The sequence below is a fragment of the Blastococcus sp. TF02A-30 genome (genome assembly GCF_003319185.1).
Lineage (GTDB): Bacteria > Actinomycetota > Actinomycetes > Mycobacteriales > Geodermatophilaceae > Blastococcus.
In genome coordinates this window covers 60185-73113 of record NZ_QOHJ01000007.1, presented here as the reverse complement: position 1 = coordinate 73113, position 12929 = coordinate 60185, and the positions used below count along the sequence as shown (strand labels likewise).

Annotated in this window: 11 protein-coding genes and 1 pseudogene; 11 read left to right on the top strand and 1 reads right to left on the bottom strand. The window is 75.5% G+C overall.

Annotated features, from left to right (window positions below; all coding sequences use genetic code 11):
* Window positions 1–71 precede the first annotated feature (71 nt).
* The 7 genes and pseudogenes from nadD (at window position 72) to holA (ending at window position 7341) form a co-directional block, all read left to right on the top strand.
* A complete protein-coding gene (nadD, locus tag DQ241_RS16395; RefSeq protein WP_233492504.1) occupies window positions 72–827 on the top strand; it encodes a nicotinate-nucleotide adenylyltransferase in 756 nt (251 codons plus the stop codon).
* Window positions 824–1279, top strand: coding sequence for a ribosome silencing factor (gene rsfS / locus DQ241_RS16390; protein ID WP_113831282.1), 456 nt, complete (start codon window positions 824–826; stop codon window positions 1277–1279). The genes nadD and rsfS overlap by 4 nt, the downstream gene beginning before the upstream one ends.
* Complete coding sequence (locus tag DQ241_RS16385) at window positions 1276–2001, top strand: histidine phosphatase family protein (RefSeq protein ID WP_113831281.1); 726 nt, start codon at window positions 1276–1278, stop codon at window positions 1999–2001. Before rsfS ends, DQ241_RS16385 begins: the two co-directional genes overlap by 4 nt.
* A gap of 80 nt (window positions 2002–2081) precedes the next feature.
* Window positions 2082–2972 carry a DegV family protein gene (locus tag DQ241_RS16380; RefSeq protein ID WP_113831280.1) on the top strand — a complete coding sequence of 297 codons (891 nt, stop codon included), beginning with the start codon at window positions 2082–2084 and terminating at the stop codon, window positions 2970–2972.
* Between the two features lie 133 nt (window positions 2973–3105).
* The gene (locus DQ241_RS16375; protein WP_113831279.1) at window positions 3106–3966 is read left to right on the top strand and encodes a ComEA family DNA-binding protein; all 861 of its coding nucleotides are present in this window, start codon (window positions 3106–3108) and stop codon (window positions 3964–3966) included.
* 641 nt (window positions 3967–4607) lie between these two features.
* A pseudogene (locus DQ241_RS21155) lies at window positions 4608–6074 on the top strand (ComEC/Rec2 family competence protein); the annotation flags it as partial.
* 265 nt (window positions 6075–6339) lie between these two features.
* A complete protein-coding gene (holA, locus tag DQ241_RS21150; RefSeq protein ID WP_233492503.1) occupies window positions 6340–7341 on the top strand; it encodes a DNA polymerase III subunit delta in 1002 nt (333 codons plus the stop codon).
* A 93-nt stretch (window positions 7342–7434) separates the two neighbouring features.
* Here the strand turns inward: holA and rpsT are convergent, their stop codons facing one another.
* Window positions 7435–7695 (bottom strand): 30S ribosomal protein S20, encoded by a 261-nt coding sequence (gene rpsT, locus DQ241_RS16365; protein ID WP_113831278.1) that lies wholly within the window; start codon window positions 7693–7695, stop codon window positions 7435–7437.
* A 220-nt stretch (window positions 7696–7915) separates the two neighbouring features.
* Between rpsT and lepA the strand changes: the two genes are divergently transcribed.
* The 4 genes from lepA (at window position 7916) to DQ241_RS16345 (ending at window position 12908) form a co-directional block, all read left to right on the top strand.
* Window positions 7916–9745: a translation elongation factor 4 gene (gene lepA, locus DQ241_RS16360; protein WP_113831277.1), complete on the top strand. Its 1830-nt coding sequence runs from the start codon at window positions 7916–7918 to the stop codon at window positions 9743–9745.
* A complete protein-coding gene (locus DQ241_RS16355) occupies window positions 9742–10422 on the top strand; it encodes an MOSC domain-containing protein (RefSeq protein ID WP_113831276.1) in 681 nt (226 codons plus the stop codon). The genes lepA and DQ241_RS16355 overlap by 4 nt, the downstream gene beginning before the upstream one ends.
* A 64-nt stretch (window positions 10423–10486) precedes the next feature.
* Complete coding sequence (locus DQ241_RS16350; RefSeq protein ID WP_113831275.1) at window positions 10487–11194, top strand: LppX_LprAFG lipoprotein; 708 nt, start codon at window positions 10487–10489, stop codon at window positions 11192–11194.
* Complete coding sequence (locus tag DQ241_RS16345) at window positions 11175–12908, top strand: MFS transporter (RefSeq protein WP_113831274.1); 1734 nt, start codon at window positions 11175–11177, stop codon at window positions 12906–12908. Before DQ241_RS16350 ends, DQ241_RS16345 begins: the two co-directional genes overlap by 20 nt.
* Window positions 12909–12929 lie beyond the last annotated feature (21 nt).

The window sequence follows — 12929 nt, the reverse complement described above, 5'->3', positions numbered from 1 at the left end:
GGTTCCGCCCTTCCCGCGGCCGGAGCCGGTCCGTCGGGGCCGGTTCCGGCGGGCCCGGATACCCTCGTTCGGTGACTGGCGGCCGCATCGGCGTGATGGGTGGAACGTTCGACCCCATCCACCACGGGCACCTCGTGGCGGCGAGCGAGGTCGCCGGGCTCTTCGGGCTCGACGAGGTCGTGTTCGTGCCGACCGGCCAGCCCTGGCAGAAGAGCGAGCGCCAGGTGTCGCCGGCCGAGGACCGCTACCTGATGACGGTCATCGCGACGGCGTCCAACCCGCGCTTCTCCGTGAGCCGGGTGGACATCGACCGCGGTGGGCCGACCTACACGATCGACACCCTGACCGACCTCCGGCAGCAGCGCCCCGACGCGGAGCTGTTCTTCATCACCGGCGCCGACGCCCTCGCGCAGATCATGACCTGGCGCGACGGTGACCGGTGCTTCGAGCTGGCGCACTTCATCGGGGTGACCCGGCCCGGGTACCCGCTGGCCGACTCGCACCTGCCGAGCCGCAACGTCAGCCTGGTCGAGATCCCCGCCCTGGCCATCAGCTCCAGCGACTGCCGCGACCGCGTGGGTCGCGGCATGCCGGTCTGGTACCTGGTGCCCGACGGCGTGGTCCAGTACATCGAGAAGCGGGGGCTGTACCGGGAGGGCAGCCGCCGCCGCGCTCCCGGCGCGCTGGTGAGCGCGCAGGAACGCGAGGGCCGTCCGTCCGGCGACCGGCCCACGTACGACCGGCCCCCGCCGGGCACCCGGCCCGCTGCCGCACCTCCCGACGACGACTCCGACCCCCGACCCCACCTCCAGGAGGTGCCCCGATGACCGCCTCCGCCGAGGCGCGGGAGACCGCGCTCATCGCCGCCCAGGCCGCAGCCGACAAGCTCGCCACCGACGTGTCGATCGTCGACGTGAGCGAGCGGCTGGCCATCACCGACGCCTTCGTGCTGGCCTCCGCGCCGAGCGAGCGCCAGGTGCAGTCCATCGTCGACGAGGTGGAGGAGCGGCTGCGCGAGCACGGCGTGAAGCCCGTCCGCCGCGAGGGTGTCAGCGAGGCCCGCTGGGTGCTGCTGGACTTCGTCGACGTCGTCGTCCACGTGCAGCACGCCGAGGAACGCGCCTACTACGCCCTCGAGCGGCTCTGGAAGGACTGCCCGGTCATCCCGTTCGTCGACCGCGCCGCCCCGGCGGAGGCCGGCACCGCGGAGACCCCCGCGGAGGCCCCCGCGGAGGGTGCGGCACCCGACAGCGGCGCGGCCGACCCGTCGGCCCGGTGACGCCGCTGCCGGTCTCCCGGCTGGTGCTCTGGCGCCACGGCCGGACCGAGTGGAACGCCGCCGGTCGGTTCCAGGGCCGGATGGACCCGCCGCTCGACGCGGTCGGCCGGCGGCAGGCCGTCGAGTCGGCGCCGCACCTGGTGGAGTCGGCCCGGCTGGACGGCGACGCCGTCGTCGTCTCCAGCGACCTGAGCCGTGCGGCCGACACCGCCGCCGCGCTCGCCACGCTCCTGGGCGTGGGCGTGCGGCACGACCCGCGGCTGCGCGAGCACGGCATGGGCAGCTGGGAGGGCCTGACCCGCGACGAGGTGGCCGACCGGTACCCCGACCAGTTCGCCGACTGGCTGGCCGGCCGCCCGGTGCGGGGTCGCGGCGGCGAGGAGGCCGAGGCCGTCGCCGAGCGCGCGTTCGCCGCACTCGTCGACCTCCCGCCGGCGCCCGTCGCCGTCGTCGTCAGCCACGGCGGGACGAGCGGCCGGCTGCTCGAGCGGCTGCTGGGCCTGGCCCCCGACCAGCGTCGGCTGTTCGGCCCCCTGGGCAACTGCGCGTGGACCGAGCTCCTCGAGCACTCGGGGCGGTGGCGGGTGCTGCGGCACAACAGCGCGGCGCCGTCGTCCGACGGGACCGCCGCACCGGCCCCCACCGGGAACGGGGCGGCCGTGCCCGCGGGCGCATCGCCGGAGGAAGGCGCTCCCGCAGCCGACGCGGACGCGGTTCTCTGAGCCGCTCCCCGCGGGGCGGGGAGGGGCGCGCTGCGGTGTGCGCCCGTCAGGCGGACGCACCCTCGGGCTAGCCTCGCCGCGTGCCTGTCGCCGTCGTCACCGATTCGACGGCCTACCTGCCCGCGGACGTCATCGCGGGCTACGGCATCGAGGTGGTGCCGCTCTACGTGGTCCTGGCCGGCCGATCCGGGCGGGAAGGGCAGGACGTCGCACCCGACGACGTCGCACGCGCCCTGTCCGCGCGCGGAGGTCACGTCTCCACGTCGCGGCCGACACCGGGGGACTTCGTCGCCACCTACCGCCGTGTCCTCGACGCGGGCGCGGACCGGCTCGTCTCCATCCACCTGTCCTCGGAGCTGTCGGGTACCTGGGACGCGGCGCGGCTGGCGGCCTCCCAGGTGGGGGAGCACGTCGTGAAGGTGGTCGACTCGCGGTCGGCGGCGATGGGCAGCGGCTTCGCCGTGCTGGCCGCCGCTCGCGCGGCCGCCGAGGGAGCCGACGTCGACGCCGTCGCCGAGGAGGCCCGGCGGACGGCTGCCCGCACGCGCACGCTGTTCGTCGTCGACACCCTGGAGCACCTGCGCCGTGGGGGCCGGATCGGCTCGGCCGCGGCGATCCTCGGATCGGCGCTCGCGGTCAAGCCGGTGCTCCACGTCCTCGACGGCCGGGTCGTCCCGCTGGAGAAGGTCCGCACCTCGGCGCGGGCGCTCAACCGGCTGGTGCAGCGCGCCGTCGAGGCGGCCGGCGACGGCGGCGTCTCGCTCGCCGTGCACCACCTGGCCGCGCCCGAGCGGGCCGAGCGGCTGGCCGCCGAGCTGCGCGAGCGGGTGCCGGGGATCCGGGAGCTGCACGTCAGCGAACTCGGTGCGGCGATCGGCGCGCACGTCGGGCCCGGCGCGGTGGGCGTCGTGGTGTCGCCGGCCGCGGAGGACGGCGCGCAGGAAGAACCGCAGGAGGCGGCGGAGGGCTGACGGACCGCAGGGCACGGCGGCAGGGTGCCCCGCCGCGGCGCCCGAGAGGGCCGGGCCGTCCACAGGCGGCCGGCCGTCCACAGCTCGGATCCGACGACGCCGGGGCCCGGCGCAGCTCCCTAGCGTCCGACGGGTGCGACCTCCCGCCCGCAGAGCCGACGACGCGGACGTCATCCGTGCCCGGCTGCGCGCCCTCCTGGCCGAGGTCGGTGCCGACCGGGACGACCCGGGCGCCGGCTGGCTGCCCGACGACGACCCGGAGACCTGGCCGGTGCTCACGGACGGGTCGGCAGGGGCGGACCGGCAGGTCCTCGACGAGCCCGTCGCCGGAACGGGCCTCCCGGAGGGGATCGGCCGCCACCGGTCCCCGGGCCGCACCGCCCGCTGGGATCCGGGCCACCCCGGCGCGCGCTCGCTCTGGATCGCCGCGGCGCTGGCGGCGCTCCTGCTGGTGGGGTGGACCTGGCTGGACCGACCCCGTGTGCAACCGGCACCGGAGGAGGGGGCGCACGTCGAGGCCGAGACGTCGGCCGCGCCGCCGGTGGGTGAGGCAGCGGGCACGTCCGACGTCGTCGTGGTGTCGGTGGTCGGGTCGGTCGCCCGTCCCGGGTTGGTCAGCGTGCCCGCGGGAGCCCGCGTGGCGGACGCGATCGCGGCGGCCGGGGGTCTCCTGCCGGAGGCCGACCCGGCGTCGGTCAACCTCGCTGCGGTGCTCAGCGACGGGCAGCAGATCGCCGTCGGCCTCCCCGGCGCGTCGAACGGGGGCGGTTCCGACGCCCCGGCTCAGCAGGGCGCCGGGGGCGGGCTCGTCGACCTGAACACCGCGACCGTGGACGAGCTGGACGAGCTGCCGGGGATCGGCCCCGTGCTGGCGCAACGCATCGTCGCGCACCGGACGGAACAGGGGCCCTTCCGGAGCGTGGAGGAGCTGGACGACGTGCCGGGTATCGGCCCCACGCTGTTCGCGGAGCTCTCCGGGCTGGTGACGGTGTGACCGCCGTGCAGCGCGCAGCGGCGGGCCGCTGGTCGTGGATCGACCTCCGGCTGGTCCCGGTGGCGGCCGGGGTGTGGGCGCTCACCCTCGTCGCCCCGCACCTGCCGGCCGCGGCCCTGGTGCTCGTGGGCGGCGGGGCCGTGGTCGTCGCGCTCCTGCTGCGCCGACGACCGGGTGCCGGCGTGACCGTGGCCCTGGCGGTGCTGGCCGGCCTCGTCGTCACGTCGGCGGCGGGAGCGGTGCGCACCTCCGCGCGGGAGGGTTCGCCGCTGCGCGGTCCCGCGCTGGACGAGCGGGTGGTGCAGGTGCGGCTGCGCCTCGACGGCGCTCCCCGGGTGCTGGGCGGCGGTGCGGCCGAACCGCGGGTGGTCGCCGACGCGACCGTCGTGGCGCTGGAGCGGCCGGAAGCAACCGCAGCCGATGCGGCGGTGCTGCTGTTCGCCCCCGCACGCGGCTGGGACGGGCTGGTCGCCGGGACGGAGGTCCGGGTCCGGGCCGCGGCGAGCGAGCCCGCTGCGGGCGACGACGCGGTCGCCGTCCTGTCCGCCCGCGGGCCGCCCGAGCTGGTCGGTGGTCCCGGGGCGTGGCAGCGGGTGGCTGCCGACCTCAGGACGGCGCTGGCGGCCTCTGCCTCGCGGACCATGGCCCCCCGCCCGGCGGGTCTCCTTCCGGGGCTCGTCGTCGGGGACACCAGTGGGTTGGACCCGGCGCTCGAGACGGACTTCGAGCGCGCCGGGCTGGCGCACCTGACCGCGGTCTCCGGGGCCAACGTCGCCATCGTCCTGGCGGCGGTCGTGTGGCCGCTGCGCCGGCGCGCGGTGGACCGACGGGTGCAGGCGGTGGTCGCGTTGCTGGGGTTGGGGGCCTTCGTCGGCCTGGCCGGGCCGGAGCCCAGCGTGCTGCGGGCGGCGGCGATGGGTGCGGTCACCCTGCTCGCGCTGGCCACCGGGCGGGTGCGGGCCGCGGTCCCGGCGCTGGCCGCCGCGGTGGTCGTCCTGCTGCTGGTCGAGCCGCGGCTCGCCCGGGAGCCGGGCTTCGCCCTGTCCGTCGTGGCCACGGCGGCGATCGTCCTGCTCGCCCCCGGCTGGTCCCGGTCGTTGCGCCTCCGCGGCTGGCCGACGCCGGTCGCCGACGCGATCGCGGTGAGCGCAGCGGCCGGGATGGCGACCGCTCCGCTCGTGGCGGCGCTGTCGGGGACGGTCAGCCTCGTGGCGCTGCCGGCGAACCTGCTGGCCGCGCCGGCCGTGCCCCCGGCCACGGTGCTCGGCCTGCTGGGCACCGCGGTCGTGGCCGTGCTGCCTCCGCTCGGCGACGCGCTGGTCCGGGCCGCGGGGTGGCCGACCCGCTGGCTGGTCCTCGTCGCCGAGCGAGCCGCGGGTCTGCCGGACGCCACGGCTGCCTGGCCGGCCGGGGTGCGCGGGGCCGCCGTGCTCACCGTGCTGCTGCTGGGCGCCGGCTGGGCGCTGTGGCGGTACCGCCGGCTCCGGGTCCTGGCGGTGGCCGTGCTGGCCGGCGTCGTCCTGGTGGGCTGGCCGGTGCGGCAGGGCGTGCGCGGCTGGCCGCCGCCGTCGACCCTGCTGGTGGCCTGCGACGTCGGTCAGGGGGACGCCCTCGTGCTGCCCACGGCAGCGGGCGAGGCGGTGCTCGTGGACGCGGGCCCGGACGTCGCCGCGGTGGACCGCTGCCTGGACCGCCTCGGCGTCGACCGGCTGCCCCTGGTGCTGCTGTCGCACCTGGACGCCGACCACGTCGCCGGGTTGGCCGGGGCCCTCGCGGGCCGGGACGTCGGGACGGTCGCGACCGGCACGCTGTCGCCCGCGGACGACCGGGCCTCCGAGCTCGTCGCCACGCTGCGGGGCACCGGGGCGCGGCGGGAGGTGCTCGTACCGGGGGACCGGCGCCAGGTCGGCGGCGTGGGGCTCGAGGTGCTCGCGCCCGCGCCGGAACGCGCGACCGCCGGGGCCGAACCGAACGACCTGTCACTCGTCGTGCGGGCGACGATGTCCGGCGTCCGGGTGCTGCTCACGGGCGACCTGGGAGCCGAGGCGGAGGCGCGGCTGGAGCGCTCGGACCTCGACCTGAGCGCGGACGTGCTGAAGGTTCCGCACCACGGCAGCGCGGACTTCGACGCCGGCTTCCTGGCGGCCACCGGTGCCCGCGTCGCGCTCGTCTCCGTCGGTGCCGACAACACCTACGGGCACCCGGCCCCCAGCCTGCTCGCCGCGCTGACCAGGGACGGCGTGCGCGTGCACCGGACCGACCGGGAGGGCGACGTCGCGGTCTCCGGCACGCGGCGGTCGTGGGGGATCGCCGTCCGCGGACGGTGGAGGCGAGCGTCCCGGGGCCGTCGGTACCGCGTGACACCATGCAGGGGTGCCTGCCGCTGCTGCCGTGCCGCCCACGTCGCGGCTGCGCGTCGTCCACGGCGAGGAGGAGCTGCTGAGGTCGCGCGCGGTCTCCGCGGTGCGGTCCGCCGTCCTCGACCGCCACCCCGACGCCGAGCTGCACGAACTGGCCGCCCAGGGCCTGCCGGTGGGGCAGCTGGCCGACGTGCTGGCCCCCTCGCTGTTCGGCGGTCACCGGCTGGTGGTCGTCGTCGGCGTGCACGAGGCCGCCGGCGCGCTCGCCGACGCGCTCACCGCCTACGCCAAGGACCCCGACCCCGACATCACGCTCGTGCTCGTGCACGGCGGTGGGAAGCGGAACGAGGCCCTGGTCAAGGCCTTCACCACCGCCGGGGCCGCCGTCGACGAGTGCCCGAAGATCAGCTCCGCAGGCGACCGCATGGCCTTCGTGCGCAACGAGGTCCGGACCTTCGGCGGGCGGATCACCGCCGACGCGGTGAGCGCGCTCGTCGAGGCGGTCGGCAACGACCTCCGGGCGCTCTCCGCAGCCGCCGGCCAGCTGGTGTCGGACTTCGGCGGCTCCATCGACGCCGACGCCGTCGCCCGGTTCCACCGCGGGCAGGCCGAGGTCACCGGGTTCACCGTCGCCGAGCGGGTGCTGGTCGGCGACCGGCAGGGCTCCCTGGAGACGCTGCGCTGGGCGCTGCAGCGCGGTGTCGCGCACGTGCTCATCGCCGATGCGATCGCCGACGGCGTCCGGACCGCCGCCCGCGTGAGCTCGCTGAGCTCCACCAACCCCGGCGAGCTGGCCCGCACGCTCAAGATGCCGCCCTGGAAGGTCAAGAAGGCCCAGTCCCAGTCGCGCGGCTGGAGCATCGACGGGCTGCAGCAGGCCATGCGGGTGACCGCCGAGCTCAACGCCGATGTGAAGGGCGCCGCGGCGAGCGCGGACTACGCCCTCGAGCGCGCCGTGCGCCGCATCGTCGCCATCCGCGCCGAGACGGGCCGCGGCCGGGTCGCCGGCCGCTGACCCCCGGCACCCCCGGAACGCGAACGAGCCCCCGGTCCCGGCTGGGACAGGGGGCTCGTTCGACGACCGCGCCGCGAGGGCGCGGCGGCCGGATCAGAGACCGGCGGTCAGCTTCGCCAGACCCGACTTGCGGTTGGCGGCCTGGTTCTTGTGGATGACGCCCTTGCTGGCGGCCTTGTCGAGCGCCTTGTTGGCGTCCTTCATGGCCTCGGTCGCAGCAGCGGCGTCCCCGGCCTCGGCGGCCGTGCGGACCCGCCGGACGGCCGTCTTCAGGGCGGACTTGACGGCAACGTTGCGCTGACGCGCCTTCTCGTTGGTCTTGATCCGCTTCATCTGGGACTTGATGTTCGCCACGCGTGAGCCTCGGTGTCTCGACAGGAGGAAGTACTTCTGACAGTCGTTCTAAGTTCGGCGTCCGCGTGCAGTGGCGACGCAGGGCGTCGCGCACACGGACCGGCCTGCAAAGATACCAGCGTCCGGCCGGGCACCCCAACCCGCGGGTCGGCGACGCCCGGCACACCACCGCACGCCGGTGGGTCGACCGGCAACGAGGACGTGGGACGATGGCGGCACTGTGACGACTCCTGCTACCACCGATCCGGCCCTCATCCGGAACTTCTGCATCATCGCCCACATCGACCACGGCAAGTCGACGCTGGCCGATCGGATGCTGGAAGTGACCGGGATCATCGAGGCCCGGCAGATGCGCGCCCAGTACCTCGACCGCATGGACATCGAGCGCGAGCGCGGCATCACCATCAAGGCGCAGAACGTCCGCCTGCCCTGGAAGGTCGGGGACACCGAGTACGTCCTCGACATGATCGACACCCCCGGGCACGTCGACTTCACCTACGAGGTGTCCCGCTCGCTGGCCGCCTGCGAGGGCGCCGTGCTGCTGGTCGACGCCGCGCAGGGCATCGAGGCGCAGACCCTGGCCAACCTGTACCTGGCCATGGAGAACGACCTCACGATCATCCCGGTGCTCAACAAGATCGACCTGCCGGCCGCCCAGCCGGAGAAGTACGCGGCCGAGATCGCGCACATCATCGGCTGCGAGCCCGAGGACGTGCTGCGGGTCAGCGGCAAGACCGGCGAGGGCGTCCCCGCCCTGCTCGACGCCATCGTGGCCCAGATCCCCGCGCCGGTCGGCGAGGCCGACGCCCCGGCCCGCGCGATGATCTTCGACAGCGTCTACGACATCTACCGCGGCGTCATCACCTACGTCCGCGTCGTCGACGGCCGGATCTCCGCCCGCGACCGGATCAAGATGATGTCCACCGGCGCGACCCACGAGCTGCTCGAGATCGGCGTCATCTCCCCGGAGCCCAAGCCGGTCGAGAGCCTCGGCGTCGGCGAGGTCGGCTACTTCATCACCGGCGTGAAGGACGTCCGCCAGTCCCGGGTCGGCGACACCGTCACCCACCAGCACAAGCCGGCGGCCGAGCCGATCGGCGGCTACAGCGACCCCAAGCCGATGGTCTACTCCGGCCTCTACCCGATCGACGGCAGCGACTACCCGCTGCTCCGCGAGGCGCTGGACAAGCTGCTGCTCAACGACGCCGCGCTCACCTACGAGCCGGAGACGTCGGCGGCGCTGGGCTTCGGCTTCCGCGTCGGCTTCCTCGGCCTGCTCCACCTGGAGATCGTCCGGGAGCGGCTGGAGCGCGAGGCCGGCATCAGCCTCATCTCGACCGCGCCGAACGTGGTCTACCGCGTGGTCATGGAGGACCGCACCGAGATCACCGTGACCAACCCCAGCGACTGGCCCGAGGGCAAGATCGACACGGTCTTCGAGCCGATCGTCAACGCCACGATCATCGCGCCCAGCGACTACACGGGCGCGATCATGGAGCTGTGCCAGGGCCGGCGCGGGCAGCTGGGCGGCATGGACTACCTGAGCGAGTCCCGCGTCGAGCTGCGCTACACGCTGCCGCTCGGCGAGATCATCTTCGACTTCTTCGACGCCCTGAAGTCGCGCACCCGCGGCTACGCCTCGCTGGACTACCAGGAGGCCGGCGAGCAGGAGTCGCAGCTGGTCAAGGTGGACATCCTGCTGCAGGGCGAGGCCGTCGACGCGTTCAGCGCGATCGTGCACAAGGACAAGGCCTACAGCTACGGCGTGATGATGGCCGGCAAGCTGCGCGAGCTCATCCCGCGGCAGCAGTTCGAGGTGCCGATCCAGGCCGCCGTCGGCTCCCGGGTCATCGCCCGCGAGACCGTCCGCGCCATCCGCAAGGACGTGCTCGCCAAGTGCTACGGCGGTGACATCACCCGTAAGCGCAAGCTGCTGGAGAAGCAGAAGGAGGGCAAGAAGCGGATGAAGATGGTCGGCCGCGTCGAGGTCCCCCAGGAGGCCTTCGTGGCCGCGCTCTCCACCAACGAGTCGACCGCCTCCAAGAAGTGACCGCCCGGGTCGAGGCGGTCTGCGTCTCGGGCGCGGACCTGCTGCCGCTGCCCGACCGGAAGCCGAACCGCAGCGGCATCGACAAGCGGCCGGTGGGCGGCCGCGTCGCCGTCGGCGAGGCCGGTCTGGACGGCGACGTCCAGGTCAACCGCAAGTACCACGGCGGCGACGGCCAGCAGGTCTACGCCTTCGCCCAGGAGGACGCCGACTTCTGGATCGCCGAGCTCGGCCGCGAGCTGCCGCCGGGCCGCTTCGGCGAGAACCTGCGGACGACGGGCGTCGACCTCACCGGCGCCGTCGTCGGCGAGCGGTGGCGGGTCGGGACGGCGCTGCTCGAGGTCACCGCGCCGCGGATCCCGTGCGCCAACTTCGCCCGGTTCTGGGACGAGCCCCAGCTGGTCAAGCGGTTCACCGCGCGCGGCGCGAGCGGCGCCTACCTGCGCGTCCTGGAGACCGGCGACATCGGGGCCGGGGACGCCGTCGAGGTCGTGCACCGCCCCGACCACGGTGTGACCGTCGGGCTGACCTTCCGCGCCTGGACGACGCAGAAGTCCCGCGTGGCGGAGCTGGCACCGGCGCTGGACACGTTCCCCGAGCGCAACCGGGCCACGCTGGCCGCGCGGATCGCCGCGCGGAGCGCCGCCCGGAGCGCTGCCCGGAGCGCTGCCGCGAGCTGACGCGGGCGGCGCGCTACTGTCCGCCGTCGGTACGCCGGAGCTCCCGGCCGACGGGGAGGACGCCATGCTGCTGCGCCGACGGGCCGTTCCGCTGCTCGCCCTCGCGCTGACCGCCGGTCCGGTCCTGGCCGGCTGCGAGGGCGAGGACCAGCCCGAGGAGTCCGCGACCGAGCTGCTCGAGCGGGCCAAGCAGGCCCTGGACGACGCCGAGACGCTGCACTTCGTCCTGGACAGCGAGGGCGCCCCGGACACCGGCACGGAGCTGGTCGGGGGAGAGGGCGACGTCGCCCGGCCCGCCTCGTTCGAGGGCACGCTGCAGGTGACCGCGCTCGGCTCGACCATCGACCTGGACGTCGTCTCGGTGGACGGCACCGTCTACGCGATGCTGCCGTTCACCTCCGAGTTCAGCGTCATCGACCCCGCGCAGTTCGGCTTCGGCGACCCCGGCGAGCTGCTCGATCCCGAGACCGGGATCTCCCAGCTGCTGGCCGAGGCCGAGCGGGCCGAGCTGGGGGAGGAGCGCCGGGTCGACGGCGAGGTGGTCCGCGAGGTCACCGCCGACCTGCCCGGCGACCTGGTCGAGCAGATCCTCACCAGCGAGGACCCGAGCCGGCCGGTGCAGGCGCGCATCTCGGTGGCGACGGAGAGCGGTGAACTGCGCCGGGTGGAGCTCACCGGTCCGTTCTTCGAGGCCGGCACCGACGCCACGTACGTCCTCGAGCTGAGCGACTTCGGCGCCGACGTCGAGATCAGTGCGCCCGTCCCCGGCTGACGCCCCGACCCGGCCGCTGCCGGGTCTGCCGCTGATCGCCCTGGCCACGCTCGCGGTGCTGGTCACCGCCGCCGACACGTACGTCGTGGTCCTGGCACTGCCCGACATCCTGGACGGCGTCGGGGTCTCGCTGGACGAGCTGCAGCGGGCCACGCCGATCGTCGGGGGCTTCCTGCTCGGCTACACCGCCACCCTGCCGCTGCTGGGCCGGCTGGCCGACCTGCGCGGTCGCGTCCCCGTGCTGGCGGGGTGCCTCCTGCTGTTCGCCCTCGGCTCGTTGCTGACCGCGACGGCGGACGCGCTCGGCCCGGCGGTGCTGGGCCGGGTGCTGCAGGGCATCGGCGCCGGCGGCCTGGTGCCGGCGACGCTCGCGCTGGTCGCCGACCGGTGGCCGCCGGAGCGGCGGGCGCTGCCGCTGGGCGTGGTGGGCGCGGTGCAGGAGGCCGGTGCGGTGCTCGGCCCACTCGCCGGGGCCGCGGTGCTGGCGGTGGCCGACTGGCGGGCCATCTTCTGGCTGAACCTGCTGCTCGGCCTCGCGCTCACCGCCGGCGTGCTGCTCTCCGGTCGGGCCGGCCGGCCCGATCCGCTCGGCCTGGTGCTCGCCGTCCTCGCGGCCGCAGCGCTGGCGCTGCACCTGGCGGCGCCGGCGGCGCTCGCCGAGGACGTCGACTGGGGGCTGCTCTACGTGCCCGTCGTCGACGCCTGGTCGTGGACGACGCCCCTCCTGCTGGTGTCGGGTGGAGCGGCGCTCGGGCTGGTCGCCCGCAGCCTCCTCGTACCCCGGCGCGCGGTGCTGCCGCTGCGCGGGCTGCGCCGGCTGGCCGCCGAGGTGGACGTGCTCGGGTCGCTGCTGGTCGTGGTCGCGCTGGGTGCCTTCGTCTGGGCGTTCGCGGCGGCCGATCCGTCGGTCCAGGTGGTGGCGCACGGCTGGGTGCTGCTGCCGGTGACCGCCCTGGCCGCCGTCGCGTTCGTGCTGCACGAGCGCCGGGCGCCGGCACCGGTCCTGCCGCTGGCGGCGCTGCGGCCGGTCGGCGCCTGGGGTGCGCTGGTGGTCAACCTGCTGGTCGGCGTGGCGCTGGTGGCGGCGCTGGTCGACGTCCCGCTGTTCGCGCGGGCGACCACCACGCCCGGCGACCAGCTCGGCGCCGCCCTCGTGCTGCTGCGGCTGCTGGTCGCCGTCCCGGTCGGGGCGCTCCTGGGGGGCTGGCTGTGCCGGTTCGTCGCCGCCCGGTGGGTGGCGGCCGCGGGGATGGCGGCCACGGCGGTCGCCCTGGTCGCGATGACCGGCTGGGACGAGCGGTCGCTGGACGGCGCCGGGTCCTGGGTCGTCCTGCTGGCGGCGGGCCTCGGCTTCGGCCTCGCCATCGCGCCGGTCAACGCCGTCCTGCTGGCGGTGACCCACCCCGGCGTCCACGGCAGCGCGAGCGCGCTCTCGGTCGTCGCGCGCACCATCGGCATGCTGGTCGGGCTCTCGCTGCTGACCGCCGTCGCGCTGCGCCGGTTCACCGCCGAGGTCGACGCCATCGGGTCGCCGTTCGAGCTCTGCCCGCAGTCACCGACCGACTGCGCGGTCTACGAGGCGGCCACGGACGCGGCGCTGCTCACCCAGCTGCACACGGTGTTCGCCGGCGCGGCGGTCGCCGCCGCGCTGGCCGCGGTCGCGGCTGCCGTGCTGCTCCGCGGTCCGGCGGTCAGGAGTTCAGCGCCAGCCTGAGCTCGTCGCGCAGCCCGGTGC